This is a genomic window from Pontibacter sp. HSC-14F20, from assembly GCF_019599265.1.
Lineage (GTDB): Bacteria > Bacteroidota > Bacteroidia > Cytophagales > Hymenobacteraceae > Pontibacter.
Window position 1 is genome coordinate 27,886 of the sequence record NZ_JAHZTC010000009.1, and the last position, 25,397, is coordinate 53,282.

At 48.1% G+C, this 25,397-nt stretch carries 26 protein-coding genes and 1 pseudogene; 23 read left to right on the forward strand and 4 right to left on the reverse strand.

Features of this window, described 5'->3' with window-relative positions; translation table 11 throughout:
- Positions 1 to 5 precede the first annotated feature (5 nt).
- From fumC to K3G39_RS10565, 13 genes are all read left to right on the forward strand, one after another.
- Positions 6 to 1,403 (forward strand): class II fumarate hydratase, encoded by a 1,398-nt coding sequence (fumC, locus tag K3G39_RS10505; protein WP_220626129.1) that lies wholly within the window; start codon positions 6 to 8, stop codon positions 1,401 to 1,403.
- Positions 1,404 to 1,809: 406 nt separating this feature from the next.
- Complete coding sequence (locus tag K3G39_RS10510; RefSeq protein ID WP_220626130.1) at positions 1,810 to 2,832, forward strand: hypothetical protein; 1,023 nt, start codon at positions 1,810 to 1,812, stop codon at positions 2,830 to 2,832.
- Positions 2,833 to 3,001: 169 nt separating this feature from the next.
- On the forward strand, positions 3,002 to 3,502 hold the full coding sequence (locus K3G39_RS10515; RefSeq protein WP_220626131.1) for a GbsR/MarR family transcriptional regulator: 501 nt from the start codon (positions 3,002 to 3,004) through the stop codon (positions 3,500 to 3,502).
- 48 nt (positions 3,503 to 3,550) lie between these two features.
- Positions 3,551 to 3,916 carry a hypothetical protein gene (locus K3G39_RS10520; RefSeq protein WP_220626132.1) on the forward strand — a complete coding sequence of 122 codons (366 nt, stop codon included), beginning with the start codon at positions 3,551 to 3,553 and terminating at the stop codon, positions 3,914 to 3,916.
- Positions 3,917 to 3,935: 19 nt separating this feature from the next.
- Complete coding sequence (locus K3G39_RS10525; protein ID WP_220626133.1) at positions 3,936 to 4,313, forward strand: hypothetical protein; 378 nt, start codon at positions 3,936 to 3,938, stop codon at positions 4,311 to 4,313.
- 95 nt (positions 4,314 to 4,408) lie between these two features.
- Entirely contained in the window at positions 4,409 to 5,371 is a 963-nt protein-coding gene (locus K3G39_RS10530) for a hypothetical protein (protein ID WP_220626134.1), read from the forward strand.
- Between the two features lie 85 nt (positions 5,372 to 5,456).
- Positions 5,457 to 5,987: a GNAT family N-acetyltransferase gene (locus tag K3G39_RS10535; protein ID WP_220626135.1), complete on the forward strand. Its 531-nt coding sequence runs from the start codon at positions 5,457 to 5,459 to the stop codon at positions 5,985 to 5,987.
- A gap of 127 nt (positions 5,988 to 6,114) precedes the next feature.
- Positions 6,115 to 6,891, forward strand: coding sequence for an SDR family NAD(P)-dependent oxidoreductase (locus tag K3G39_RS10540; RefSeq protein ID WP_220626136.1), 777 nt, complete (start codon positions 6,115 to 6,117; stop codon positions 6,889 to 6,891).
- Between the two features lie 95 nt (positions 6,892 to 6,986).
- On the forward strand, positions 6,987 to 7,382 hold the full coding sequence (locus tag K3G39_RS10545) for a methionine-R-sulfoxide reductase (protein WP_220626137.1): 396 nt from the start codon (positions 6,987 to 6,989) through the stop codon (positions 7,380 to 7,382).
- A gap of 23 nt (positions 7,383 to 7,405) precedes the next feature.
- Positions 7,406 to 7,714: a peptide-methionine (R)-S-oxide reductase gene (locus K3G39_RS10550; protein ID WP_220626138.1), complete on the forward strand. Its 309-nt coding sequence runs from the start codon at positions 7,406 to 7,408 to the stop codon at positions 7,712 to 7,714.
- Positions 7,715 to 7,804: 90 nt separating this feature from the next.
- Positions 7,805 to 8,191 carry a diacylglycerol kinase family protein gene (locus K3G39_RS10555; RefSeq protein ID WP_220626139.1) on the forward strand — a complete coding sequence of 129 codons (387 nt, stop codon included), beginning with the start codon at positions 7,805 to 7,807 and terminating at the stop codon, positions 8,189 to 8,191.
- A 97-nt stretch (positions 8,192 to 8,288) separates the two neighbouring features.
- The gene (locus K3G39_RS10560) at positions 8,289 to 8,678 is read left to right on the forward strand and encodes a hypothetical protein (protein ID WP_220626140.1); all 390 of its coding nucleotides are present in this window, start codon (positions 8,289 to 8,291) and stop codon (positions 8,676 to 8,678) included.
- A 7-nt stretch (positions 8,679 to 8,685) separates the two neighbouring features.
- The gene (locus K3G39_RS10565) at positions 8,686 to 9,162 is read left to right on the forward strand and encodes a DinB family protein (RefSeq protein WP_220626141.1); all 477 of its coding nucleotides are present in this window, start codon (positions 8,686 to 8,688) and stop codon (positions 9,160 to 9,162) included.
- Positions 9,163 to 9,291: 129 nt separating this feature from the next.
- Here K3G39_RS10565 and K3G39_RS10570 read toward each other — a convergent pair whose 3' ends face one another.
- Entirely contained in the window at positions 9,292 to 10,083 is a 792-nt protein-coding gene (locus K3G39_RS10570) for a DUF4382 domain-containing protein (RefSeq protein WP_220626142.1), read from the reverse strand.
- Between the two features lie 153 nt (positions 10,084 to 10,236).
- Positions 10,237 to 13,263, reverse strand: a complete 3,027-nt coding sequence (locus K3G39_RS10575; RefSeq protein WP_220626143.1) for an AsmA-like C-terminal region-containing protein — start codon at positions 13,261 to 13,263, stop codon at positions 10,237 to 10,239.
- Between the two features lie 106 nt (positions 13,264 to 13,369).
- Between K3G39_RS10575 and K3G39_RS10580 the strand changes: the two genes are divergently transcribed.
- Both K3G39_RS10580 and gldJ read left to right on the forward strand, forming a co-directional pair.
- Positions 13,370 to 14,386: a PorP/SprF family type IX secretion system membrane protein gene (locus tag K3G39_RS10580; RefSeq protein ID WP_220626144.1), complete on the forward strand. Its 1,017-nt coding sequence runs from the start codon at positions 13,370 to 13,372 to the stop codon at positions 14,384 to 14,386.
- Between the two features lie 63 nt (positions 14,387 to 14,449).
- Positions 14,450 to 15,682: a gliding motility lipoprotein GldJ gene (gldJ, locus tag K3G39_RS10585; RefSeq protein ID WP_220626145.1), complete on the forward strand. Its 1,233-nt coding sequence runs from the start codon at positions 14,450 to 14,452 to the stop codon at positions 15,680 to 15,682.
- 64 nt (positions 15,683 to 15,746) lie between these two features.
- Here gldJ and K3G39_RS20845 read toward each other — a convergent pair.
- A pseudogene (locus K3G39_RS20845) lies at positions 15,747 to 15,875 on the reverse strand (ComF family protein); the annotation flags it as partial.
- A gap of 42 nt (positions 15,876 to 15,917) precedes the next feature.
- Positions 15,918 to 16,433, reverse strand: a complete 516-nt coding sequence (locus K3G39_RS10590) for a ComF family protein (RefSeq protein ID WP_255594237.1) — start codon at positions 16,431 to 16,433, stop codon at positions 15,918 to 15,920.
- A gap of 95 nt (positions 16,434 to 16,528) precedes the next feature.
- Between K3G39_RS10590 and K3G39_RS10595 the strand changes: the two genes are divergently transcribed.
- From K3G39_RS10595 to K3G39_RS10630, 8 genes are all read left to right on the forward strand, one after another.
- The gene (locus K3G39_RS10595; RefSeq protein ID WP_220626146.1) at positions 16,529 to 16,882 is read left to right on the forward strand and encodes a carboxymuconolactone decarboxylase family protein; all 354 of its coding nucleotides are present in this window, start codon (positions 16,529 to 16,531) and stop codon (positions 16,880 to 16,882) included.
- Between the two features lie 106 nt (positions 16,883 to 16,988).
- A complete protein-coding gene (locus tag K3G39_RS10600) occupies positions 16,989 to 17,339 on the forward strand; it encodes a hypothetical protein (protein ID WP_220626147.1) in 351 nt (116 codons plus the stop codon).
- Positions 17,340 to 17,436: 97 nt separating this feature from the next.
- Positions 17,437 to 18,198, forward strand: coding sequence for an exodeoxyribonuclease III (locus K3G39_RS10605; protein WP_220626148.1), 762 nt, complete (start codon positions 17,437 to 17,439; stop codon positions 18,196 to 18,198).
- A gap of 157 nt (positions 18,199 to 18,355) precedes the next feature.
- Entirely contained in the window at positions 18,356 to 21,664 is a 3,309-nt protein-coding gene (locus K3G39_RS10610) for a DUF4175 family protein (protein WP_220626149.1), read from the forward strand.
- Between the two features lie 29 nt (positions 21,665 to 21,693).
- Positions 21,694 to 22,119 carry an ATP-binding protein gene (locus K3G39_RS10615; RefSeq protein ID WP_101444487.1) on the forward strand — a complete coding sequence of 142 codons (426 nt, stop codon included), beginning with the start codon at positions 21,694 to 21,696 and terminating at the stop codon, positions 22,117 to 22,119.
- Entirely contained in the window at positions 22,103 to 22,531 is a 429-nt protein-coding gene (gene ybeY / locus K3G39_RS10620; RefSeq protein ID WP_220626150.1) for an rRNA maturation RNase YbeY, read from the forward strand. Before K3G39_RS10615 ends, ybeY begins: the two co-directional genes overlap by 17 nt.
- 67 nt (positions 22,532 to 22,598) lie before the next feature.
- Positions 22,599 to 24,461, forward strand: a complete 1,863-nt coding sequence (gene mnmG / locus K3G39_RS10625; protein ID WP_220626151.1) for a tRNA uridine-5-carboxymethylaminomethyl(34) synthesis enzyme MnmG — start codon at positions 22,599 to 22,601, stop codon at positions 24,459 to 24,461.
- Positions 24,462 to 25,349 (forward strand): bifunctional 2-polyprenyl-6-hydroxyphenol methylase/3-demethylubiquinol 3-O-methyltransferase UbiG, encoded by an 888-nt coding sequence (locus K3G39_RS10630; RefSeq protein WP_220626152.1) that lies wholly within the window; start codon positions 24,462 to 24,464, stop codon positions 25,347 to 25,349.
- The last annotated feature ends 48 nt before the right edge of the window (positions 25,350 to 25,397 follow it).

Sequence of the window (25,397 nt, forward strand, 5' to 3'; positions counted from 1 at the left end):
ACGATATGCAAGTTCGCGTAGAGAAAGACACGATGGGCCCGATCGAGGTGCCTGCCGACAAATACTGGGGCGCGCAGACACAGCGCTCAAAAGAAAACTTCACCATCGGTGGTCAGCAGATGCCGAAAGAGGTAATTGAGGCCTTCGCTATCCTAAAAAAATCGGCAGCGCAGGCTAATGCCGAAGTGGGTGTGCTGGCACAGGATAAAGCAGACATCATCTCGCAGGTATGCGACGAGATCCTGGCAGGCAAGCTCGACGACCAATTCCCGCTGGTGGTATGGCAGACAGGCTCAGGCACACAGTCGAACATGAACGTGAACGAAGTGGTAGCTAACCGTGCGCACGTGGTGCTGGGCGGCAACCTGATGGACGAGAAAAAGAAGATTCACCCAAACGATGATGTAAACAAGTCGCAGTCGTCTAATGATACCTTCCCGACGGCCATGCACATTGCCGCTTACAAAAAAGTGGTGGAGCACACGCTGCCTATGGTAAAGAAGCTGCACGACACCCTGCAGGCGAAGTCAGAGGAGTTTATGGATGTGGTGAAGATCGGTCGTACGCACCTGATGGACGCCACACCACTGACACTGGGCCAGGAGCTTTCCGGCTACGTGAAGCAACTGGAGTATGGTATGAAGGCACTGAACAACACGCTGGATCACCTGAAAGACCTTGCGCTGGGTGGTTCTGCTGTAGGTACCGGCCTGAATACACCAGCTGGCTACGCTGAACTGGTAGCTGAGAAGATTTCTAAATACGCTGGTCACGAATTCCGCACGGCTCCTAACAAATTCGAGGCATTGGCCGCACACGATGCCATGGTAGAAACATCTGGCGCCTTGAAGCAACTGGCTGTGTCGCTGATGAAAATCGCCAACGACATTCGCTTGCTGGCTTCTGGTCCGCGCTCAGGTATAGCCGAGATTCTTATACCTGAAAATGAGCCGGGCTCTTCGATCATGCCTGGTAAGGTAAACCCAACACAGGCAGAAGCTATGACCATGGTATGTGCCCAGGTAATTGGCAACGACGTAGCTATCTCTGTTGGCGGCATGAACGGCCATTTCGAGCTGAACGTGTTCAAGCCGGTGATGATCTACAACCTGCTGATGAGCGCCCAACTGATCGGCGACGCCTGCGACTCGTTTGACAAGCACTGCGCCGTAGGTATAGAACCGAACACGGCCCGCATTAAAGAGAACCTCGAGAACTCCCTGATGCTGGTAACAGCCCTGAACCCGCATATCGGTTACGATAATGCTGCCAAAATCGCGAAGAAAGCTCATAAAGAAGGCACCACACTTCGCCAGGCAGCCATCGCACTCGAATTGCTGACAAACGAGCAGTACGACGAATGGGTAAAACCAGAAGATATGATCGGCAGCTTGAAAAAGTAGGCCGACTTAACACTCAACATACACTATTGCAAAAGGCAGCCTCTACAGGGCTGCCTTTTTTTTGCTTATAAAGAACAACTCAGTTGCCCATAAAGAATAGTTTACCAAAAAGCCTCCCTGCTGCTTCTTTCAGCCCCTCTTTTCAAAAAAATCACATTTTTGATGCAATTTTTTTAAACAGTTCCGGAATAAGCCACGTATCCCAATCAACAAGCTTCAAACAATCATATCATCTCCTAGCATTGCCTAAACAGCTATTTGGTCAGCCGGACCTTATCACAAAAGGTATGCCTTTACGCGACATTCATTTAAACGAATTTCAATATATAATGCAATTCATATACTTATACCTATGATGAGTCCATGGGCTGTATATCCTTATTTTTTCACCCTAGCATAATTTTCTATGAAAACATTCAGTACAAAAACATTTGCTTTTGCCTTCGCATCCCTTTTTCTTTTTTCCTGTGAGCGCAACGAGGAGCGCGACATAGCTGAGCCTATGGCCCTTACCCAAAACGATAACCTAATTGGCTACGATCCGACAACCTGCAACCTGGTACAGTCTTTTGGTGAAGGTACTCTGCCACGCGCAGCTGATGTAATTGAAGAAGACGGAGCTGTGATGATTGTAAAAGCTCAGAAAAGAGGGCATAACGGCAAATATCTGCAAGAGACGCAAGCTCTTTTACTCGACGCGCACGATCCGGCAACTGATCTCGTGAACAGAATGGATGCCAGTATGCTGGCGATGACTAGTCTGCTCACAGTAGGGGATGGCTCCGGTCAGAACGCTAATCGCCAGGGCGGCCGCCTAATACTGGACTTCTCACCGGTAAACACTGTTACCATGAAGACGATGGTTTTCACTGATATTGCCGCTGAAGACAAAGGCTCCAAGGTAGAACTCTACAGCCGCAACGGGCAGCTGCTGGAAAGTAAGGAAATCCCAACCGGAGAGAAAAACTCAACCGTTATCGTGTCTTTTAACAATATACCTGCCGTAGCCAAGGCCATCGTGACATTCGGCGATGAGCGTAGCAAAGTAGGCTCAGGTGCTGTTGCCCGTCTGCAGCTGTGTGTGGAGGGTCCACAGCGCTACGATGACGCCCGCTACCAGGATGTGCACACCTTGTGGCTGGAGTATACCGGACAGCGACCTGCCAATGTCACTGTTAAATCGGTGCAGGAAAAGGACAGCGGCAACGTGGTTTTTGAAGCGAAAGGTATGAAGCCAGGTACTCTATTTAAGATCGCAGCTACAGAGGCTAATTCTTTGGGTGAGTCCCTTGAGATAAAAACCCAACGCGGCGAAAAGCAGCTTATACCTGTAAAAGCAGACCCAACTGCATCCTTGAAGAAAGAGTATGGCAGCTTCCGGGTAATAGAGGCCCGTTGCGGTAGTTATCCGCTTAAGTTAGAAGAGTAAGATTGGAAATACATAAACAGGAAAGCAGCTCTGAGAAGGGCTGCTTTTTTTGTTTGCAACAGGTACTAAATCTGTCCATCCCAAATCATTTAGGGTAACCCATCGTATTAAAGGTAATTTTATTTTCAATAATATTTGAAAGTTATGAAATAACCAGTATCATTGTGTCATGGAATACAGCGAAGCAAAGGAGCGTTACATTGAAGCATGGGGCAGCCTGGGGTCAAGCTGGGGGGTTAACCGCACGATGGCACAAATACACGCGCTTTTGATGATTGCGACCGAGCCGCTCTCTACTGAGGAGATCATGGAGGATCTCAAGATTTCCAGGGGCAATGCCAACATGAACATCCGGGCACTGCTCGACTGGGGACTAGCCAAAAAAGTGCTGAAACCAGGTGAGCGCAAAGAGTATTTCGCTACAGACAAAGACCCGATGGTGTTGGCGACCCAAGTGGCCAAGGAACGCAAGAAGCGAGAACTTGACCCGATCATTAGATTACTGGATGAGGTGTCGGCTGTGCAGGGCGAGGGCAAAGAGATGCAGGAATTTAAGAAAGTGACGACCAATCTGAAGGGCTTTGCCAAACAGGCCGACTCTGTGATTAACACTTTTATACAGTCTAACTCGAACTGGTTCTTCAAGATCCTGGGCAAGATTACGCGCTAAATTTTTTTGATGATATGTTTCAATAATTATTGAAAATACTGAATCATTATGAAGGAAGACCTGACCATCCTCGCTTATTCAATTTACCTCCCGATAGGAGTGTTTGTGACATACTGGGTAGGGAAGAATCTGTACAAAAACGGCAGGCTATACCTGCAGCAGATCTTTCAGCAGAACGAACAGCTGATCGACCCCCTCAACAAGGTGCTGCTCACGGGCTACTACCTGCTCAATGTGGGCTATGTGTTTGTGCTGATGGTACAACAGTTGCCGATCTATACCTATGAGCAGCTGATTGAAGTACTGAGCAGCCGGGTCGGTATCATTTTAGTCTCACTGGGTGGCATTCACCTCTTCAACCTCACCGTGTTATACCTTATCAGCCGGAAAAATCAAATCACAAATAAACTATAAACCATAAACAGACAAAGCCATGGAAAATACACTAATGGTAAAAGGGTACCTGATCTATCTGCCAATCGCCTTGCTGATGACCGTGCTGGTTGCCCGTACGCTCTTCAAAAACAGCCAGATTTTTATGCTGGACATTTTCAACGGCCGTGAGGAAATCGCCATGGCCACCAACAGGCTTTTCGAGATCGGTTTCTACTTAATGAACATAGGGGCAGCCTTGCTCATTCTTAAGATGAATGGAATCTTCATGCCGCAAGACCTGATCGAGGCACTCAGCCACAAATTAGGAGGCTTCTCTATCTACCTCGGCATTATGCTTTTCCTTAATCTATACCTGTTCTTCCGGGGTAAACGCAAGGCGACTGAAAAAGTACAGGTCAGCGAAGTAAAAGCCTAAGCATTTTAAGTCTGGAGCAGCTCCGGTAGGGGCTGCTTTCCTTTAAGCCATTGCCAATAAACTTATACCTGTAGCATAGCTAAAGCCATCGAAAAATGAACAAGAGAAGTTTACGCACCACACTCATCGCAATTGGGGTACCCACAGCTTACGCCCTCGTTCTGAGGCTCCTGTTTGGGGTTGAGACGTGGGAGAAGTTGTTTTCTGTCATGACGGTTACTTTCCTGTTTTGCCTGCCAACGATTGTCGGCGCACTGACCGTATACCTGTCCGACGCAAGCAAAACGAGGAAAACCAGCTATAGAATACTCGCTCCCTGGATACCGGTCTTCCTGTTCTTTGTGATTACGCTCGTGTTGTCGTTAGAAGGCTGGGCATGCTGGCTGATGATACTGCCTGTATTTTTGATTGCTGCTTCGCTTGGTGGCTTATTAGGGGGCTACCTGAAAGTACGAAACACGAACAACAAACTCAGCATCTCTATCCTTGTGCTGCTTCCCCTGCTGCTGTCTCCACTTGAGAGCATGATCGATTCTATACCTGGTACCTACAAAGCTTATACCTATATCGACATTGATGCACCGGCGGACAAGATCTGGCGCAACGTGACCAGGGTAACGGAGATCCCGGAAGCTGAAGACACCGGCTACCTCACCAGAGCACTCGGTTTCCCGAGGCCTGTGAAAGCGGAGCTGAATTATGAAGGCGTGGGCGCTTACCGGAAAGCAATCTTCACCAATGGCCTTGTCTTTCATGAAACGGTAACGGAATACCAGGACCAGCAGAAAATGGTGTTCAACATCAAAGCACATCCACACGAAATCCCGTCTACCACACTGGACGAGCACGTGGTTATAGGAGGAGACTATTTTGATGTGCTCAGCGGGACGTACGAACTTGAGAAGTTGCCCAACGGCATGCACCGCCTGCACTTGTACAGCTATTTTAAGATGAACACGACTTTTAACTTTTATGCTGGACTATGGGGAAAATGGATCATGGTGGACATTCAGAATAGTATTTTGAAAATTGAGAAGCAGCGCTCGGAGCGTATGTAGTTAAGCAGCTTTTCCTAACGGCAACCAGAAATAGGGCTTAGCTTTGCAGTAGTGTAAAATACTATCCCATTACAGCTGATCCATCATGGAGCACATCAGACTAACCGATACATCACATCATCGCTTCAATGAAGCCTGGGAACTGTACGAGCAGGCTTTCCCACTAGAGGAGCGCCGCCCTTTACACTGGCAACTCGATATTATGCCTTATGCCAATTACCATTTCGAGCTCTTGCTGCAGGAGGATGCACTGGTAGGTATACTGCTGTGGTGGAGCTTTGAGGAAATACGCTTTGTAGAACACTTTGCCACAGCTCCGGCTTTGCGTGGCAGGGGTTATGGTAAACTTATATTGGAGTCCTTTACCAGCCGCAATACGAGGCCTGTGCTTTTAGAAGTGGAGCCTCCGCACGAAGAAATGCAGCAGCGCCGTGTTCGTTTTTATGAGAAAAGCGGCTTCACTCTGAATCATCACTTTTACCAACAGCCCCCTTACCACCCGGGGCAAGAGCCGCTTACCTTGCTGCTCATGTCTCACCCCGCTACCATCTCTGCCGAAGCCGTAGCGCACTTTGTAAGTCATCGGCTCCCGCTTATTTACCGGTTAACGGAGTAAATTAGACCCATCTTGCCGCTTTTGGTGACGCACCTGCTCTAGTATCATTAACTTACTCCATACAGCAGCATAACCATCTGCCACCTCCATAAGTATGCTTAGTAATGCTATACCCAAAAAAATACCTATGGACAAACTAAAAAACAAAGTTGCCTTGATCACCGGATCCGACTCAGGTATAGGACAGGCTACCGCAATAGAATATGCAAAACAAGGAGCTGACATAGTGGTTACTTACCATACTGACAAGGAAGGCGCTGAAGAAACGCTGCGTAATGTGAAAGATCAGGGTCGGAAAGGGATGGTGCTTCAGGTAGATATCAGTGACGAGCAAGCTGTGGAAAAGCTATTTGAACAGGCCCTGAAAGAGTTCGGCTCCATCGATATACTTGTGAATAACGCAGCGGTAAACGGCTCTGGCATCAACGTAGCCGACATGGACACCGAAGTTTTCGACAGAACGATGAAGACAAATTTGTACGGTACCTTCTTCTGCTCCCGCACATTTATCAGGCATCGCAAACAGCAGGGCGGCAGGGGCAAGATCGTCAATGTCTCGTCGGTGCACGAGGAGATCGTGTCGGCGGGCACGGCAGACTACTGCGCTTCGAAGGCCGGTGTGCGAAACCTTACCCGTACCCTTGCCTTGGAACTGGCGGAAGACGGCATCAACGTGAACAACATCTGCCCCGGCATGATCCTGACACCCATGAACCAGGAGGCGGTAGACGACAAGGAAGCCCGTCAGGAAAGCGAGCAGAACATACCAATGAAGCGGGCTGGCAAACCAGAGGAAATCGCCAAAGTGGCGCTATTCCTGGCTTCTTCAGACTCGGACTATGTTACCGGCTCGAGCTACTTTATGGACGGGGGCTTGTCGCAGTACATGGGGCAGGGGGCGTAGCCTAACCTTATACCTCAGTCATCCTGTCATACAATGCCTTTGCGGTGCGTTATTTGTATACCTTCGTATACACAACTTATAGTACAATTAAGCTTATGAAAATCGCGAAAGAACCATCTGAATATAACCAACTGACACCAGACGAAGAGCGCATTATTGTGCGCAAGGGCACCGAATATCCGGGCACTGGTGAGTATAACAGCTTTAAAGGAGAGGGCGTATACCTGTGCCGCCGCTGCAATGCGCCGCTCTATACCTCCGAGTACAAGTTTGAGTCAAACTGCGGCTGGCCGAGCTTTGATGATGAGATAACTGGCGCCGTAAAGCGTATACCCGACCCGGACGGACACCGCACCGAGATCGTGTGTGCCAACTGCGGTGGTCACCTGGGCCACGTATTCGAAGGGGAATACCTCACGCCGAAAAACATACGCCACTGCGTCAATTCCCTTTCTATGAAATTTGTACCGGTCGAAGATCTGGAAAAGTAAACTACAGGTATAGCAGCAGGCAAATGTTCAAGCACAGGCAACAGGTATCGGCCGGAGGTCGTGCACATCAAACTGGCTCTTACGTCTGTACCTGTTGCGGAAATGCTTTGTTTGAGGCTAGCAAGAAATTTGAGGTCGGATCAGGCTTCCCAAGCTTCTGGGCGCAGATTAGTGACCATGTTATCCACAGGGTGCTTAGCACTTACGACCGGGAGCGTACGCAGCTTTTGTGCAGCGCATGCGGTCAGCACTTAGGGCACCTCTTCGAAGATGTACGCACTCCCACACAAGTTCGCTACTGTATCAATCAGGCAGCTATCCGTTTTGCATAGTAGCAAGGCGAGGCTGCCTCTTAACTTTATACCTATATCTTCAGTATATCATAGCAAAAGCTGAATATTCTCACCCTGATATATGCTATCATGAGCCGCCCCTCCTTTATCAGAACCCGCTTTAATAGTTTCCGGTTTGCTTTCAATGGCCTGGCAGCCGTATTCCGCTCCGAGCCCAACATGCACCTGCACGTGCTGGCCAGCCTGGTTGTACTGGTTATGGCCTATCGCTTTGAAGTTACCCGGGTAGAGTGGTGCCTGCTTATTCTTTGCATCGGTATGGTGTGGGTGGCCGAAGTCTTCAACACCTCCATCGAAACGCTTACTGACCTGGTGTCGCCGGAGCATAACATCCTGGCAGGCAAAACAAAAGACCTGGCTGCCGGTGCCGTGCTAATGGCTGCTATTACTGCCGTAGCTGTCGGCTTGTTCATCTTCATACCTTATTGGGTCGAGTACGTAAACACTGAATTGTAATTGCCGCAGAAGGCAGGTACAGGTATAATGCCGTGCTAGAATCGGTGTTTAGCCATAAATGTCCTACCTTTGCGCCTCGGCTGAAAAACGAACCGCTATGACTGCACCAAAACTACCTGCGTGGGCGCCTGTATGCTTGCTGATGATCGCTTCTGTTGGTTGCCAGACAGCAGACAGTCCTGCTACCACCAAAGTAGAACAGGAAAAAGCTGGACCGACTGGCTGGTTAAGTGAACTTATCCGGGAGTTGGAGCAGGAAGACGTTGCCAATCCGCCAGCCAAGGTATACCGCTATACCTATAAGGGGCAGGAAGTTTACTATCTGACAAGCCGTTGCTGCGATATCCCCTCTAAGGTATACGACACAGACGGCAACCTGCTGTGCGAGCCCGAAGGCGGTATAACAGGCCAGGGCGACGGTCGCTGCACGGATTTTTTGGACGCAAGGACAGACGAGACCTTAATTTGGGAAGATAAAAGAGAATAGATTAAAGATGACTGGAAACGACGTATTAAAAAACCTTTCGGAATATAACATCTGGGCCAACCAGACAATGCTACACGTATTCGACTCGCTGCCCGAGCTGCCAGCTAATTCGGGGCGCTTGTTCAGCCACGCCCTTAATGCGCAAGCCATCTGGATCGCCCGCATCACCGGCACCGAAAGTCCCGTGAAGGTATGGCAGGAGCACACGCTCGAGGAACTGCACAAGCTGCACCAGTACGCCTCATACAAAATAGCCGAACTGGTTTCTAATTCCGATGAGGACGAATTTAATCGCCTGATCGATTACACCAACAGCCAGGGCCACAAGTATAGCACGCGCGTACTCGACATCCTGACTCACGCCTTTAACCATGCCACTTACCACCGCGCCCAGGTAGCCACTGACCTGCGCAAGTGCGGCCACAACCCACCCAACACCGACTACGTGACGTATGTGCGTGAGCTGATGGGACAGGTATACTAATTGGTTGACAAAGGCTTTTAAACAAAAGAAAATAAGACTTTAAATGAAAAGGAAGCTCTTCACAATGAAGAGCTCCCTTTTTGTTGGCTTCAGAGATGAGACAAGCCAGGTATAGCTTGTCTCAAAAACTTATTTTGTTGGCAAATTAACCGTACCCAGGTCTTTAATTTGATCCTGTGATACGCTGATGTTTGTCAGAGTCGTGTCGTTTGCAGCACCTGCGGTATAGAACTTCACCGAGTACGTACCAGCTTTCACACCTTTGATCAGGAAGTCGCCGTTATCATTGGCAAACCCTCCTATTGTATCATTTTCAGCAGAAATCACATAAATACCCGGCTTAGCCTCAGCTGGCGTTACGCTGCCTTTTATACCACCCGCTATTGCCTGGGTAATGGTGCGAACCACTGGCTTCAGGTTATACTGTCCATTGCCTCTGGCTACAACCGACTTGGCTGCATCAAAGTCCAGCAACACCACATAGGTCACATCTTCGCGCAGGTCGGCGTTCAGCTGCAACTTTACGCCCGAAGTTTGTCCACTTGGAGTTTTCAGGCTCTTCCCCTCACCATTCTTAAGCTTAAGTGAGTTGTTCTCTCCAAGCACCAACCTGATCTGGGAAATTGTACCTGCAGGCAAGTTGGCAGAAGCAAGCAGCGTATCGCGCCCATTGGCAAAGTCAAGCAGGTTGTATATACCTGGGTTGATCTCGTCAAGCGTTTGCCAGCCGCTTTCGCTGTCGGTATCCTCTTTGTGGATCTGTACAGAGCGGATGTCCACGTTCACCTCCTCATAGTCGCCTGGCGCGTCTGTCATACGCACTTCCATACGAGCAGTACCACTGCCGTCGGATTCGCTGTCGCATGAGCTGAACCAGACAAGGCCACTCATCAGAAAAGGAATCAGGAATTTAGTTCTCATAGAAATTGGATTAAGTTTAAACCATTTCGGTGCTAAATAGCAACCATTATACGATTGAACGAGATAAAGTTGCACAAAAGTATATAGCTATAAAAAAATATAGGCCGCTTAGCTATGCAAAGCGGCCTATTTAGATTTACGGAAGCCCGAGCATTACTCCTGCACTTTCGTAGTATCAGGCTGGGCAGGTGGGGTAGCTGGCTTCGACTTAGGTTTCAGGAAGTCCGTTATCTTATCAGTTGCCTTCTTTTTGATCTGTTGCTCAGCCTCCTGACGCTTTTTCTCCAACTCTTGGCGAGCTTTCTCTTCGGCTTCCTGACGGCGACGATCAAGTTCGTTGCGCACACTATCCTGCACCTGCTGCTTCTTTTGCTCCAGTTGCATTTTAGCATTATCTACTTTGCTCTTCACCACATTTTCCACCAGATCTTTCACCTGTCCCTTGGCACTACCACCAGCCAGCGCTACGCGCGGATCAGACAGTGTACCGCCAATATTCAGGTTAAGGGTAATGCGGTCCGACGTTTTCAGGGCCTCGTTGCCAATCAGGCTGCCCAATCGGGTATTCAGCTCACGTCCTATCTTGCCGGCTGGCACATTGAGCGCAGTAACATAGTCAATGTTGCCATTCACGTTGTTAGAGCCGCCTACGGTCATTTCCATATCGCCTATTTTCAGGTCAAACGGGCGTATCACCAGGCTGCCGTCTATGATCTGGGCATCGATACGCTTGTTCTGGATCACAAAGTTCTGAAGTTCTTCAAAATGAGTCAGCCTGCTGATCTGGTCCACAATCTTTACATCGCGCACGGCGGCTTTCACCACATCAATTATACCTGAGCCGTCCAGTGTGCTGAAAATCGGTGTCATATCCTGGCCAATCTCTCCGGCAAAGTTGAATTTGGTAGAGAACGTGCCATCAAGCAAACCAGCGATAGGAGCAACCGCTTTGATAGTATTAAAGGCGTTGAAGGCTTCTTTAAAGCTCAGGTTCTGCACATCCAGCTTCATATCAAAGAGCGGCTGTTTCAGGCTTTGGGTATTGTAGCTACCGCTGGCCACGAAGGCACCACCCAGCGTGTTAAATTTCACAGACTCCAGTCGAGCCACTTTGTCCTTCACAAGTACACGGCCACCCACATTGTTGAGCTTCAGGTTATCGTAAAGCACCTGCTTGGCATCCACGTTCAGCGTGATGTCCAGATTTTCCGGAACTTCCACCACACCCTCGGCTTCCGTTTTGGCATCTGTTGTCTGTCCGGTGTTTTCGTCCACCATCCACTCGTTCACATTAAAGGTGTTGGAGCTCAGGTTAAAGTTACCGCGCAGCGACTGGTTCTCGGCCATGGCATAGCCTATGTAGTTCGACACCGAACCGTTGGCCCTAAAGTCGCTTTGGCCCAGGAAGCCATTCATATTATTGAGTTGGATGCGCTCGTTGTTGAATACAGCATCGGCACTGCTGATCTTTATACCTTGCGGCAGGTCGGTGCTCACAAAATTCAGGTTTTTGATACCCATGGTACCGTTGGCCGTCACGTTGCTATACTTCTCTGCTTCTATATCCGACATCTTGCCTTTAGCTGCCACGTTGGCGTTAATGCGGCCGGTTACGGTCATACCTTCCTGCGGGAAAATTTTAGTGAGCTTTTCCAGGTCGAGTATACCTTTAATCTGCCCATCGAATGCAGGACTCGCTATACCTTGCACCAGCATACGACCTTCCAGCGGCTCTCCGTCCAAGGTCATGTTAAAGCGCTCTACATTGATGCGGGTGTCGTCGGTGTTGCCTGTTTTGTTGAGAATGTTCACCAAGGCGTTCAGATTTTGGATGGGAGCGGGGAAGTCAGCTGACTTCACGTAGCCATTGGTCAGGCGCATGTCGGCGTCTATTACCGGCATGCTCTTTTCGCTGTAGGTGCCTTTTGCGTCGGCGTCTACTCTCAGGAGACCACGCAGCGTCATCCCTTCCACGGGAAACACTTTGGTTACTTCATCTAGGTCGATACTGGCTCTCACGTTACCGTCTACCTGCATCACTTCTATACCTTTCACAAGCACGCGGGCATCAATTGGGTTTTTGCCCATATCCATGTGGAACTTGCGCACATCTACCACCGTGTTTTCCATGTCGCCATCCGGATTGTCGATGCGCATGTCTACGTTGATGTTACGGGCAGCCTGCGGCAGGTCAGGGTACTTGAACATACCTTCTGATACTTTCAGCTCCGTGCCGAAGCCCGGCATCAGGGTATCGTTAAAGCGACCTTTCACATAACCATCAAAACTCAGGTTACCTTCAGTCTTGATGTCCTTGAAATCGTTTTTGAACATACCTGGCACCACGGAGAGCACACTTCTGAAATCGGTATCAGCAGCCTTAAAGGTCAGGTCGAGGTCAATGTCGTCTTCCGGCATGAGAATGGTACCGGCAAACTGCACCGGCAGTTCGTTGATGCGGATGTTGTTATCTTTAAAGGTAAAGAGGAACTTGTCGAGGTCCATCGCCATGGTCACATCGGCGTCCAGTAAAGCGTTTTCAATGTAATTCACCCCATCATAAGTCATCACAAAGCGGTCGGCCGTAGTCTGCGATTTCATGTCGAACACACTTTTCTCAAAGTCACCGCTACCGGTGTGCTGCACATTGTAAGCCGCCAACCCGAAAGGTATGCTCAGGTCGTCGTAAAAAAGCGTACCGTTGTTGATATCCCATTGCTTGATCGCCATACGGAAGTCGCTGGCTGCTGTGTCGGCTTCGGCAGTAGTGGTAGTATCAGTAATAAAGATGTCCCAGTTTGCCTTACCGCTTTTGAGCACGAGCAGACGAATCGTCGGGTCATCGAGTTTGATGTTGTTAATCTTAACCCGGTTGCCAGTAATGACACTCATCAGGTCAAGGCCCATCCGGAAAGAAGGCACATTGGCCAGCGTGTCGGTTGCAAAAGAATCCTGCCCAACGACAAGCAGATTCTCCACGCCCAGCGACATATTCGGGAAATCTCTGAAAAGCGAAAGGCTTACGTCGTCTGTCGCGTACACAACAGATGCATTGATATTCTTGGCGATCTCTTTGTCCAGGGCTTCTTTAATTTTATCTTTGAAGAGCATAGGCACCAGCGCGGCGGCGGCCAGCAGCACTGCCAGAAAGACAAAAAAACCGATAACTACTTTTTTCATATAGGTGGTTGCGTTTATTAAAAGCTAAACTAGATATTTTTATAGCCAAAACCATGCAGAATTTATACAAGCTCAAAACTATAACCGTTTTAGGGCTTACGGAGGTATGTGCATAGCCCGAATAAAATATTGTCTCCTTTTTACTCTATACCTGCTGAGCGCTGGTTTAGCGGTGGCACAGGATGCACATTTTACGCAGCAGTACGCCAACCGGCTATACCTGAACCCTGCCTTCAGCGGACTCGGACGAGACTGGAGTGTAGCCGTAGCGCACCGCAACCAGTGGCCTTCGCTTAACGGGTCTTTTGTCACCAACCAGTTTTCGGCCGATTACCGTTTCGGGGAAACCAAAAGTGCAATTGGAGTAGTATTGCAGCAAGACCGCGCCGGTATTGGCGGATTACAAAAACTACAGGCCTCCCTGGCTTATGGCTACCATACCCGTTTTACGGACAACCTGGCGTTTTCAGCCGGCCTTCAAACTACTATTGCCTCGCTGCGTGTCAATTACAACAACCTGGTGTTTGGCGACCAACTCTCCGACTACGGACAAACTGCCCTTACTTCTGCTGAAGCCAATCAATTTGACCCAACCAGTTATGTTAGTTTTGCCGTAGGGAGCATCTTGTACAATAACAATTTCTGGGCTGGGCTCAACGTATTGCACCTCAATCAGCCTTCTTATGGTTTTGATGAGACCACCCAACTACCTTTGCGATTCGTGGCAAACGCCGGGTATAAGTTTTATCTCAGTACTGGTTTAACGCGAAATAATGCGGAGTTTAGCATAAGCCCGGCACTGAATTTTACTCACCAGCAAAATTTTAACCGTGTTGATTTCGCCTTGTATACTATCTATTCTCCTTTGGCGTTAGGAGTAATATATAAAGGAGTTCCTGTAACAGGAGCCGACCAGGATCAAAGCTTAGGTATAATCGCAGGAGTAAGTCTTAGCAGGCTCCGTATTGGCTTCAGCCACGACGTGGGAGTGAAGGGATTTGGCAGGCAGGCGGGAGGGGCAAATGAAATTTCGCTCGTTTTTGAACAACTTAACTTAAATAATTTGTTCACCCCCCGACGATTGTCCAAAATAAACCATAACATTGTTTGTCCGGCATTCTGAATTTAGTTATAATTGCACGTTAAATTACATTAAAAGAACCTTATCATTAGTAGGTCCTAATCTATGAAGCTTATTAAGTATGTATCAGCCGTTGTAGTAGGAGGGGCTCTCCTTGCATCATGCGGAAGAGGAGGCGGCTATCCAACTAGCACTGACCCAGGCGATTTCAGTTCGGCTACGGGTATAGAATACAACGAGGACGAAACTGCGTTTCAGGTAAACGATTACGAAGATTTCCCGCAAGCGCCAGGTCTTGTATTTATTGAAGGTGGCCGTACCACGCTGGGCTCTATGGAGGAGGACATTGCCATGACCCGTGACAATATTGAGCGCACGGTAACAGTAGCTTCGTTTTACATGGACGAAACTGAGGTGGCTAACATCCACTGGCTGGAATACCTGCACTACCTGAAGCGTGACTCTATACCTGAGGTATACGTAGCCGCTCTTCCGGACACAACTGTGTGGTCTCGTCAGCTTTCTTTTAACGACCCTTACGTAACGTATTACCTGCGTTACCCTGGTTTCCGTTTCTTCCCGGTAGTAGGTGTTAGCTGGTTACAGGCTAATGACTATTGCACTTGGCGTACAGCTAAGGTAAACGAAAACCTGGCCAAAGAAGCAGGTGGTGGCAACGAGAGAAGAGGTCTTTTCGGTAGAAACCGTACACAGGAAACAACTGAAGCAACAGCCCTCTCCATCGAGTCTGGCTATGTGCTGCCGAACTACCGTCTCCCAACAGAGGCTGAGTGGGAGTATGCTGCACAGGCTTTGATCGGTACGCAATACAACGAAGACGAAAACCAGAACAACAGAAGACTTTATCCTTGGGATGGTCATCAGTTGCGTAACCCGCACGGCAAGAAAATGGGTCAGTTCCTGGCTAACTTCAAGCGTGGCCGCGGTGACTATGCCGGTATTGCTGGTTCACTCAACGACGGTGCTATGATCACGGATTACATCTACGCTTATCCGCCGAACGATTTCGGTCTGTATAACATGGCTGGTAACGTAAACGAGTGGGTGCAGGATGTATACCGTCCGCTTTCATTCCAGGATGTAGAAGACCTGAACCCGTTCCGTAGAGATGGCTACCAGGACGAAGCTGAAAACTATGACACAGCTGAAGGCTTCCACTCCCTGATCAGCAACGAAGTGCGCGTTTTCAAAGGAGGTTCATGGAAGGACGTAGCTTACTGGCTATCTCCGGGAACCAGAAGATTTATGGCTCAGGATTCATCTACAGCAACTATCGGTTTCCGTTGCGCGATGATCAATGCCGGATCTAACAGATAAGAACTAACAGTTAATACTATATTTTAAAGGGCCCGGGGTTTACCCGGGCTTTTTGCATTTATACCTAGGCTGCTGCAATAGTAGTCACACTTACTTCGCTGAAGCCACTCTGCAACAGTGCATAGGCACAAGCTTCCAATGTCGCACCTGTTGTTAATACGTCATCAACCAAAAGCACACGCTTGCCGCTTACTTCATCCGCCTGTTTTAAAACAAATACCTGCTCTACGTTTTGCTACCGGTCAAGGCGACTTTTCTTTGTCTGGGTGTCAGAGTCAATTGCCCGCTCCAGCACTTTGCTACTCCAAGCTATTTGCAGGGCTTCTGCTAAACCTTTGGCAAAACCATCTGACTGGTTGTAGCCCCGGCGCCGAAGTTTCAACCGGTGAAGCGGCACAGGTAGAACCAGATCAAAATGTGCTGCATACCCATGTTCAGCCAACAGTGTACCATATCGCCTGCCCAAGTGTTCTCCGAGTTCCTGTGCTCCTTTGTATTTAAGTTTGTGAAGTACACGCTGTACTCGCCCTTTGGATCTGAAATGCAGATAAGAAAACGCAAACCTGACTGGTACCTTCCCCCAGAACCGCTGTTGCAGGTAGTTCAGCTCAGTAGCTCCCGGCAGATGCAGGTCGGTATAAGGAAGTTTCACGTTGCACTCTGTGCAGATATAGCGCTCACCCCGGGCCAGTGGCTGGTCGCATGCATTGCAAATTTCGGGGAAAAGCAGGGACAGAAAATCCTGTAACATAGCGGTGCTGGCGTGATTAAGGTATTCTTGATAATTTAGATTAACTTTATCTCTTATACTTTTAAAAGCATAAAACAGTCACAGCACACACAACAATGAGTCAGATAGAAGAATTCAACGAATACCGTACGCGCATGAACGAACGCATCATGTCGTACGATAACAAAGTAATCAAGCGCTTTTTTAACCTCGACACCAACACCTACGCAGAGGGTGCCCTTGATGTAAAAACCAAGGAAATGCTCGGCTTAGTAGCATCCATGGTGCTACGTTGCGACGATTGCATTAAGTATCACCTGGGCAAATGCTTTGACGAAGGTGTTTCGGATGAGCAGGTGTTTGAGGTGTTTTCCATAGCAAACCTAGTAGGAGGCTCCATCGTGATCCCGCACTTCCGCCGCGCAGTCGAGTACTGGGAGGAACTTAAAGCCCAGCAAAGTGCTTCGTAAATAAAGTTTTCCAAGTGCTGGTCTGTTCACTTGTTGCTGCTCTTTGTGATCCTTACGCTATTGAGATCAACAATTTAACAATTCAGCCATTTAACAATTAACTGATATGGCCGACGAATCATCTAACCTGGAGCACAGATGGACCAATCTGCGGGCTTCTATGATGAAGACTTTCGGAAAAAAGCCTGACTTGAATGCGATCCTCTTTCTGATAGGTATACAGGAATTGGGCAGAGGCATCTCGGAATTTACTAAAGAAGAAAAACAGGACCTGATGCACATTGCTACCTGCAAGGTATTCAGTCTGTCGGGTTTCTACGAATTAGAACGGGTCGACGAAGAAGGTTGGCCCCATTACCGCTCTGCTAAACCTATACCTTTCACCAATCTGAAAGAGCAGGAACGAATGCTGAAATGGCACATCCTGGAGTACTTTGACAGAGCTGACGAAATTTAACATCTCAAAACAATTATTAAATCTATGCTGGCAGCATGTCTTTCCTTATAGTTAAAGGGTAGGCATGCTGCCTGTGCATGGAAGTGAAACAGTTCGTATGAAGGTTATTACATATAACGTAAACGGCATTCGTGCCGCTATTTCCAAAGGATTTCAGGATTGGGTGAAAGCTGCCAGTCCGGATGTACTCTGCCTGCAGGAGATCAAGGCCTGCGAAGATAAATTTGACCGGGCCATTTTTGAGGACATGGGCTATAACGTATACCTGCACCCAGCTGTGAAAAAAGGGTATAGCGGAGTGGCAATCCTCAGCAAAGTGAAACCCAAGCATGTGGAGATAGGTTGCGGCATGGAATGCTACGACAATGAGGGGCGCGTGATCCGGGCAGACTTCGACGATTATTCAGTGATGAGCGTATACATGCCTTCCGGATCCAGCGGTGATGAGCGTCAGGGCTTCAAGATGCAGTGGCTCGAAGATTTCTATGGCTACATTGGCGACCTGAAACAAACACTGCCAGGTATAGTCATTAGTGGCGACTATAATATTTGTCATCAGGCAATCGACATTCACAACCCGAAATCTAACGCCAACAGCTCCGGCTTTTTGCCTGAAGAGCGCAACTGGATGACCAAATTTATTGAGAGTGGCTTTGTGGACAGCTTCCGCCATTTTAACAAGGAGCCGCATAACTACAGTTGGTGGAGCTACAGGGCAGGGGCACGGGCCAAGAACCTGGGCTGGCGTATCGATTACAACATGGTGACTGGCAATTTGCAGGATCGTATGCAACGGGCAGCCATCTTGCCTGAGGCCAAACACTCTGATCACTGCCCGGTTTTATTGGATATTATATAGTAGCACGCTTCGCACGTATACTAAATCGACTGTGCCGGCAGTTTTATTGTAAAGGCTTTAGGAGATTCTCTTAAATTTCTATATTTTAAAGACTTATACCTCTAAGGTTAATCATTACCTGTAAGCATGGGTTAGTACCGGTTAAATAATCAGGCAGATGAATCAGCACGATGCGATGGACAAGCTGTTATACCAGCTGCAGGCCTTTAAGAAAAAGTTCTACCTCAACTTATTGTTACGGGGGAGCATTTTTGCTATAGGCCTGCTGATGTCCATATACATCGTGTACAGTTTACTGGAGTACATCTTTTATTTCCCGGTGTTTGTGCGGGCCTTTTTGCTGTTTTCATTTGTCGCCCTCACTATTTACGCCCTCGTTCGCTGGATCATTCTTCCGCTTTCAGCCTTAACCAACCTCCGGAAACTACTCTCCGACGAGCAGGCCGCCGCCAGAGTGGGGGACCACTATCCCGAAATAAAAGACAAACTACTGAATGCCATTCAGCTAAAAGACCTTGACAGGACCAATGAGCTTATTGCCGCCAGTATAGCCCAACGCTCATCCCAGCTTGTCAACTATCCTTTTGAAGAAGCTATTACCTATCGCGAGAACAAGCCACTTCTCAAATACATTGCGCTTCCAGCTGTTGTCATGCTCCTGATCGCTTTGCTATACCCTACGATTTTTGTACAGGGCACAGAGCGCATCATCAATTATAAGAAGCACTATACCCCACTGGCTCCTTTCCGATTTGTGGTGGAGAATGAGTCGCTCCAGACTTACAGAGGAGAAGACTTCGAGCTCAAAGTGGAGCTGGAGGGCAAGACTATACCTAGTGAGGTATACATTCACTATAACGGCAGACGCCAGCGGCTGCAGAAGAGCGGCAATGGCTATACCTATACCTTTAAGCAATTGCAGCGCCCAGTGGAGTTTCAGCTGGAAGGCTCCGGCTTTATGTCTGACGACTACAAGCTGCACCTGCTCTCCCGGCCAAACTTGAAAAACTTCCACATGGAAGTGGCTTATCCCGTTTATCTGAAACGGAAGCCGGAGTTAATACAAAATACGGGTAATGCCACTATACCTGCCGGCAGTACCATCACCTGGAACTTCGATGCTACCGAAACGGATCGTGTTGAAATCAATTTACAAAACCCCTCTGAAACGCTTGTAGCTAAATCTAAGGCAAACTTATTCACAGCCAGCAAGCAGTTTAACGAAAGCCAGAACTACGGAGTTGATCTACGAAATGCACATAGCAGCAACAAAGAAGAGATCAATTACCAGATCACCACTATACCTGACCGCCACCCGCAGATCACTTTGGAGCAGTATCACGATTCTGCTCTTTACCGCTTTGTGGTGCTTGCCGGCGAAATTTCAGACGACTATGGCCTGACCCGATTAGTGCTGAACTATAAAGTAACCAACGATAAAAACCCTCAGGCCAGGTATAAGAGCTTGACAATAGGACTGAACCGACAGCAACTCAACCAAACCTATTACCACCAATGGAACACAGCCAGTCTGCAGCTCAATCCCGGCGACAAGCTGGAATACTTTGTGCAGGTATGGGACAACGACGGCCTGAAAGGTCCGAAGAGCGCTCGTACCCGCTCTTTCGAGCTGCGGGTGCCCAGTCGCCGTGACATGGAACAAGAGCTCATTAGCAATGCGCAGTCGGTAGAGAGTCAACTCAGCAAATCGTTGGAAAAGAGCACAAAGCTGAAGGAGGAGCTCGCCCAGTCTGAAGAAAAAGTAAAAACGAAGCGTGACCTAAACTGGCAGGACAAAAAGCAGCTGGAAGACCTGGCGGAGAAGCGCAAGCAACTGGAGCAGGACATCTCTTCCATGAAAGAGTTGTTCGATGAGCTCAATAAGAAGCAGAATATGCTCTCGGAACAGGACAAGCAACTAGCCGAAAAGGCGCAGGAACTGAAAAAACTGATGGATAGCTTACTCGACGAGGAAACCAAAAAGCTGTATGAAGAACTGGAAAAACTGCTGCAGGAACAAAGTCCGAAAGACTCCGAACTACAAAAGCTGCTGAGCAAACTCGACAACCGTGAGCGCAACCTGGAGCGCGAACTGGAAAGGGCATTAGAACTATTCAAACTGCTTCAGTTTGAGCAGAAGCTCGATAACGTGACCAACAAGCTGGAAGAAATGGCCAAAGAGCAGGAAGAACTGGCCGACAAAACTGCTCAGAAACAGGAAGACAACAAACAACTGCAGCAGGAGCAGGAGGGTATACAGAATGAGTTCGAGCAGCTGAAGCAGGACATGAAGGACCTGAAAGAACTCAACGACAAGCTCCAGAACCCAAATCAGATGGACGAGCAGCAAATGCAGCAAGAACAGCAGCAGATAGAGCAAGACATGCAACAGGGACAGCAGCAGCTTGATAAGAACCAGAACAAAAAAGCCAGCGAGTCGCAGCAGAAGGCAGGGGAGAAGATGAAGCAGATGGCGCAGCAAATGGAACAAATGCAGAACAGTATGAGTATGCAGGGCATGGAACAGAACCTCGACAACCTGCGCGACATTCTGGAAAACCTGATCAAGCTTTCTTTTGACCAGGAGGGACTCATGAAATCATTCCGGGGCGTCAACCAAAGCGATCCTCGTTTCATCTCCTTGTCACAGCAGCAGCTCTCTCTCCGTGATAATGCCAAAGTAATCGAGGACAGCCTTTTTGCTCTCGCCAAGAAAGTGTTCCAACTTGAGTCTTTTGTGACCCGCGAAGTAGCGCAGATGAACGAGAGTATGGACAACAGCATGAAGGAGATCCGCGACCGAAACGTTGGCCGCGCCACTGCCCAGCAGCAATTGGCCATGACTTCTATGAACAATTTAGCCCTGATGCTCAACGATGCGTTGAAGCAAATGCAACAGGCTATGCAGCAAATGCAGGGTAGTATGGCCAGTAAACAGAAGGGCAGTAAGCCTCAGCCAGGCGATTTTGGTCAAATGCAGGATGCTTTGAACAAAAAAATCGAAGAATTGAAAAAAGGTGGCAAGTCGGGTAAGGCACTGTCTGAAGAATTAGCTAAATTAGCTGCGGAGCAGGAGGCTTTGCGCAATGCCTTGAAGGAAATGGAGAAGCAGGGACAAAAACCTGGTGAAAAGGGCGGCAGCGGTGAGATAGGAAATATCAGTAAGATGATGGAACAAAGCGAGGCTGATCTCGTTAATAAACGTTTGACTGAGCAGACCATCATGCGGCAGCGCGAGATACTTACTCGTTTGCTGGAGGCAGAGAAATCTATGAAGGAGCGGGAACTAGACAACAAACGAGAGGCTAAAAGCGCTCAGGACCTAGCCAGAAAGGTTCCTCCTTCCTTTGAAAAGTATTTAAGAACAAAAGAAAAGCAAACGGAATTACTGCAGACCGTACCGCCGGCTCTAACGCCTTACTATAAGCAAAAGGTAAGCGAGTATTTCCAGCATATGAGTAACTAATACGCACCTTAGCATCACTAACAAGTTATATGAATCAGGTTAAAATTCAGATTCCTTCCTTAATCGAGAACATCCGGGTTATAGAGAGCTTCATAGACAATTCAAAGGAAGAATTCGAGTTTGAAGACGACGTGTATGGCAACATCATGGTAGCCGTTACCGAGTCTGTAAACAATGCCATCCGCCATGGCAATAAATTCGACAAGGAAAAACTAGTATACCTTACACTACAGGTAGAGAACAACCAGCTTCTTTTTGAAATCGAGGACGAAGGTCCTGGCTTTGATTATGACACTTTGCCAGATCCTACCGCTCCTGAAAACCTGGAGAACCCTGGAGGTCGCGGTATCTTTTTGATGCGCAACCTGTGTGACGAGGTTAATTTCCTGGACAACGGTAAAAAAGTACAACTCATATTTAACATCACTTCCTTACAGAATGGATCTTCCAATTGAGTTCTTCAGCGAGGACATTGACTTCTCGCTGGAAAACCCAGAGCAGATTTCCGTCTGGATCGCAGACATCGTAGAGCAGCACAAGCATGAATTAGTAAGTCTGACTTACATTTTCTGTTCTGATGATTACTTGCACCAGATCAATGTAGAGTATCTCGATCATGATACCCTCACAGACATTATCACCTTCGACAATGCCGATATAGAAGGCACTATCGAAGGTGATGTTTTTATAAGCATAGACCGTGTGCGCGATAATGCCACTACGCATGGTACCTCTTTCCAAGACGAACTTCACCGCGTCCTCATCCATGGTGTTCTTCACTTGCTAGGTTTCAAGGATAAAACCCCTGAGCAGGAAGTAGCTATGCGCAAACTCGAAGATTCTTCCTTATCTTTGCGGAAATTTTAATCGCAATCAAGGGAATTACCAACCTCCCTTTGATGTTTCACGTGAAACATCTCTAAATCCTGAATACATGTTTCCAGAATACGATATCATAGTTGTAGGCGCGGGCCATGCAGGCTGTGAAGCCGCCGCTGCTGCCGCCAAAATGGGCTCCATGGTCCTGTTGGCAACCATGAACATGAACACCATTGCTCAAATGTCTTGCAACCCAGCCATGGGTGGCGTGGCAAAAGGACAAATTGTGCGCGAAGTAGATGCACTGGGAGGTATGAGCGGCATCATTACTGATGAGACCATGATCCAGTTCCGCATGCTCAATAAGTCTAAAGGTCCTGCTATGTGGAGCCCACGCGCGCAGAGCGACCGCATGCGATTTGCCGAAGCCTGGCGCCTGACACTGGAGCAGACAGAGAATGTAGACTTCTGGCAGGAGATGGTAACAGGTATAGAAGTAGAGGATGGAAAAGCCGTGGGAGTCCGTACCAGCCTGGGGATAACTATACGAGGAAAGGCCGTTATCTTAACGAATGGCACGTTTCTGAATGGTATTATCCACATCGGTGAGAAGCAAATGGGTGGCGGCCGCTCTGCAGAGAAATCGGCTAAAGGTATAACGGAGCAACTGATCCAGTTAGGTTTTGAAGCAGGCCGTATGAAGACCGGGACTCCTCCGCGTGTTGATGGCCGCTCGCTAGACTATAGCCGCATGGAAGAGCAGTTCGGCGACGAGAACCCTTCAAAATTCTCTTATACCGAAACAACACCGTTAGCAAAACAACGCAGCTGCTTTATTACCTATACCAATTCTGACGTACACGAGATACTTAAGACTGGCTTCGAGAAGTCACCTATGTTCCAGGGTCGCATCCAGGGCTTAGGGCCTCGTTACTGCCCATCTATTGAAGACAAGATCAATCGCTTTGCCGATCGTAACCGACACCAGATATTTGTAGAGCCGGAAGGATGGAACACGGTAGAGGTATACGTAAATGGTTTCTCCAGCTCATTACCTGAAGATGTGCAGATAAAAGCGCTTCGTAAGATCGTGGGATTCGAGAATGCCAAGATGTTCCGGCCAGGCTATGCCATCGAGTATGATTTCTTTCCACCGACACAGCTTAACCTGACACTGGAAACAAAACTTGTGCAGAACCTATACTTCGCAGGACAGATAAATGGCACAACAGGGTATGAGGAAGCAGCTTGTCAGGGATTGATGGCAGGAATAAATGCCCACAACAAGATAAACGAAAAAGCACCGTTTATACTGAAGCGATCCGAGGCTTACATTGGTGTATTAATTGATGACCTAGTGAACAAAGGTACCGATGAGCCTTACCGCATGTTTACATCAAGGGCAGAGCATCGTATCTTGCTACGTCAAGACAATGCTGATATTCGCCTGACTAAGCTTGGCTATGAGCTTGGATTGGCTGACGAAAAACGCCTGGCAACTGTGGATAAGAAGATTACTGAATCTGCAGATATCATTGCTTATTTGAATAACAAGGCGATTGAGCCAGGAGATATCAACAGCATGCTGGAGCAAATGGGCTCAGCTCCAATTGTAGAGAAGCAGCGCGCTGGCCAACTGATCAAGCGACCAAACATTGAGATAAAGCATATTGCTGAAGCCGTGCCGGTCGTAGCTGAATACCTGAGCAAATTCAAAGCTGATAGTATAGAGCAGGCTGAAATTGCTGTGAAATACGAGAGCTACATCGCAAAGGAGCACAACATGGCTGCCAAGATGGGCGAACTCGAGAACTATAATATCAAAGAAAAAATAGACTACCGCAACATACCTGCCTTGTCAGCAGAAGCACGTGAGAAATTGCTGCGCATACAGCCTGAAACAATCGGGCAGGCATCGCGCATCAGTGGCGTCTCACCGGCTGACATATCGGTACTAATGGTATACCTTGGAAAATAAATGAGCTACGAAAGACTGGAGCATTGCCCGATATGTGGCAAGGAGGATTTTAAAAATTTTCTGGTAGTAACAGACAACGCGGTCTCGAAAGAGAGCTTCGTGATCGTGGAATGCGAGAACTGCTCATTCAAGTTTACGAACCCGCGTCCAGACGCAGCCAGTATTGATAAGTATTACGAATCTGAGGAATACATATCGCACAGTAACATTAAGACAGGCATTATCAACAGAGCCTATCATGTGGTCCGCTCCATTACAACGAAGCAAAAAGTAGAGCTAATCAACAGATATGCATCGGCTAAAGGTGCTATACTGGACTATGGCTGCGGAACAGGTGTATTTCTGAATGCCTGCAAACAGGATGGCTGGGACGTAAGAGGGGTGGAGCCAAATGCTCGTGCACGCGAGGAAGCATCGACACTGACAGGAGAGTTGATTGCCAAAGGACACGACGAGATCTCAGGCGAAAAGTTCGACATCATTACCATGTGGCATGTGCTCGAGCATATACATGCCTTAAACGAGACTTTAGCAGAGCTCATCAACCTTTTGCAGGAAGACGGCACTTTGATTATAGCTGTACCAAATGCTGATTCGCATGATGCGCAGCAATACAAAGCAGACTGGGCAGCCTACGATGTGCCGCGACACCTGTACCATTTCACACAGCCAACCATGAAGCGCTTACTCAAGAAACATAAGATGAAACTGGAAGAAGTGCTTCCCATGAAATTTGATGCCTACTATGTGAGCATGCTGAGCGAGAAGCAGAAAGAGGGAAAGACAAAGGTCATCAGTAGTGTAGTGAATGGGTTTAAATCAAATAGCTATGCAGAGAAAAACGGCAATGATTATTCAAGCCTGATCTTTGTAGCAAAAAGAAAATAAGCACCCTGAATGAGTGTTAATAAATAAGAACAAGGCAAGCGAAAGTTT

Bases quoted from the DNA above. Each gene is read 5' to 3' on its own strand.
- K3G39_RS10615 (WP_101444487.1), top strand. From the start codon at position 21,694: ATGAATCAGGTTAAAATTCAGATTCCTTCCTTAATCGAGAACATCCGG.
- K3G39_RS10605 (WP_220626148.1), top strand. From the start codon at position 17,437: ATGAAGGTTATTACATATAACGTAAACGGCATTCGTGCCGCTATTTCC.
- mnmG (WP_220626151.1), top strand. From the start codon at position 22,599: ATGTTTCCAGAATACGATATCATAGTTGTAGGCGCGGGCCATGCAGGC.
- K3G39_RS10515 (WP_220626131.1), top strand. From the start codon at position 3,002: ATGGAATACAGCGAAGCAAAGGAGCGTTACATTGAAGCATGGGGCAGC.
- K3G39_RS10560 (WP_220626140.1), top strand. From the start codon at position 8,289: ATGACTGCACCAAAACTACCTGCGTGGGCGCCTGTATGCTTGCTGATG.
- K3G39_RS10525 (WP_220626133.1), top strand. From the start codon at position 3,936: ATGGAAAATACACTAATGGTAAAAGGGTACCTGATCTATCTGCCAATC.
- K3G39_RS10540 (WP_220626136.1), top strand. From the start codon at position 6,115: ATGGACAAACTAAAAAACAAAGTTGCCTTGATCACCGGATCCGACTCA.
- K3G39_RS10550 (WP_220626138.1), top strand. From the start codon at position 7,406: ATGTTCAAGCACAGGCAACAGGTATCGGCCGGAGGTCGTGCACATCAA.
- K3G39_RS10595 (WP_220626146.1), top strand. From the start codon at position 16,529: ATGAGTCAGATAGAAGAATTCAACGAATACCGTACGCGCATGAACGAA.
- K3G39_RS10600 (WP_220626147.1), top strand. From the start codon at position 16,989: ATGGCCGACGAATCATCTAACCTGGAGCACAGATGGACCAATCTGCGG.
- K3G39_RS10580 (WP_220626144.1), top strand. From the start codon at position 13,370: ATGTGCATAGCCCGAATAAAATATTGTCTCCTTTTTACTCTATACCTG.
- ybeY (WP_220626150.1), top strand. From the start codon at position 22,103: ATGGATCTTCCAATTGAGTTCTTCAGCGAGGACATTGACTTCTCGCTG.
- K3G39_RS10545 (WP_220626137.1), top strand. From the start codon at position 6,987: ATGAAAATCGCGAAAGAACCATCTGAATATAACCAACTGACACCAGAC.
- K3G39_RS10570 (WP_220626142.1), bottom strand. From the start codon at position 10,083: ATGAGAACTAAATTCCTGATTCCTTTTCTGATGAGTGGCCTTGTCTGG.
- K3G39_RS10575 (WP_220626143.1), bottom strand. From the start codon at position 13,263: ATGAAAAAAGTAGTTATCGGTTTTTTTGTCTTTCTGGCAGTGCTGCTG.
- K3G39_RS10610 (WP_220626149.1), top strand. From the start codon at position 18,356: ATGAATCAGCACGATGCGATGGACAAGCTGTTATACCAGCTGCAGGCC.
- K3G39_RS10520 (WP_220626132.1), top strand. From the start codon at position 3,551: ATGAAGGAAGACCTGACCATCCTCGCTTATTCAATTTACCTCCCGATA.
- K3G39_RS10555 (WP_220626139.1), top strand. From the start codon at position 7,805: ATGAGCCGCCCCTCCTTTATCAGAACCCGCTTTAATAGTTTCCGGTTT.
- K3G39_RS10510 (WP_220626130.1), top strand. From the start codon at position 1,810: ATGAAAACATTCAGTACAAAAACATTTGCTTTTGCCTTCGCATCCCTT.
- K3G39_RS10535 (WP_220626135.1), top strand. From the start codon at position 5,457: ATGGAGCACATCAGACTAACCGATACATCACATCATCGCTTCAATGAA.
- fumC (WP_220626129.1), top strand. From the start codon at position 6: ATGCAAGTTCGCGTAGAGAAAGACACGATGGGCCCGATCGAGGTGCCT.
- K3G39_RS10590 (WP_255594237.1), bottom strand. From the start codon at position 16,433: ATGTTACAGGATTTTCTGTCCCTGCTTTTCCCCGAAATTTGCAATGCA.
- K3G39_RS10565 (WP_220626141.1), top strand. From the start codon at position 8,686: ATGACTGGAAACGACGTATTAAAAAACCTTTCGGAATATAACATCTGG.
- K3G39_RS10530 (WP_220626134.1), top strand. From the start codon at position 4,409: ATGAACAAGAGAAGTTTACGCACCACACTCATCGCAATTGGGGTACCC.
- K3G39_RS10630 (WP_220626152.1), top strand. From the start codon at position 24,462: ATGAGCTACGAAAGACTGGAGCATTGCCCGATATGTGGCAAGGAGGAT.
- gldJ (WP_220626145.1), top strand. From the start codon at position 14,450: ATGAAGCTTATTAAGTATGTATCAGCCGTTGTAGTAGGAGGGGCTCTC.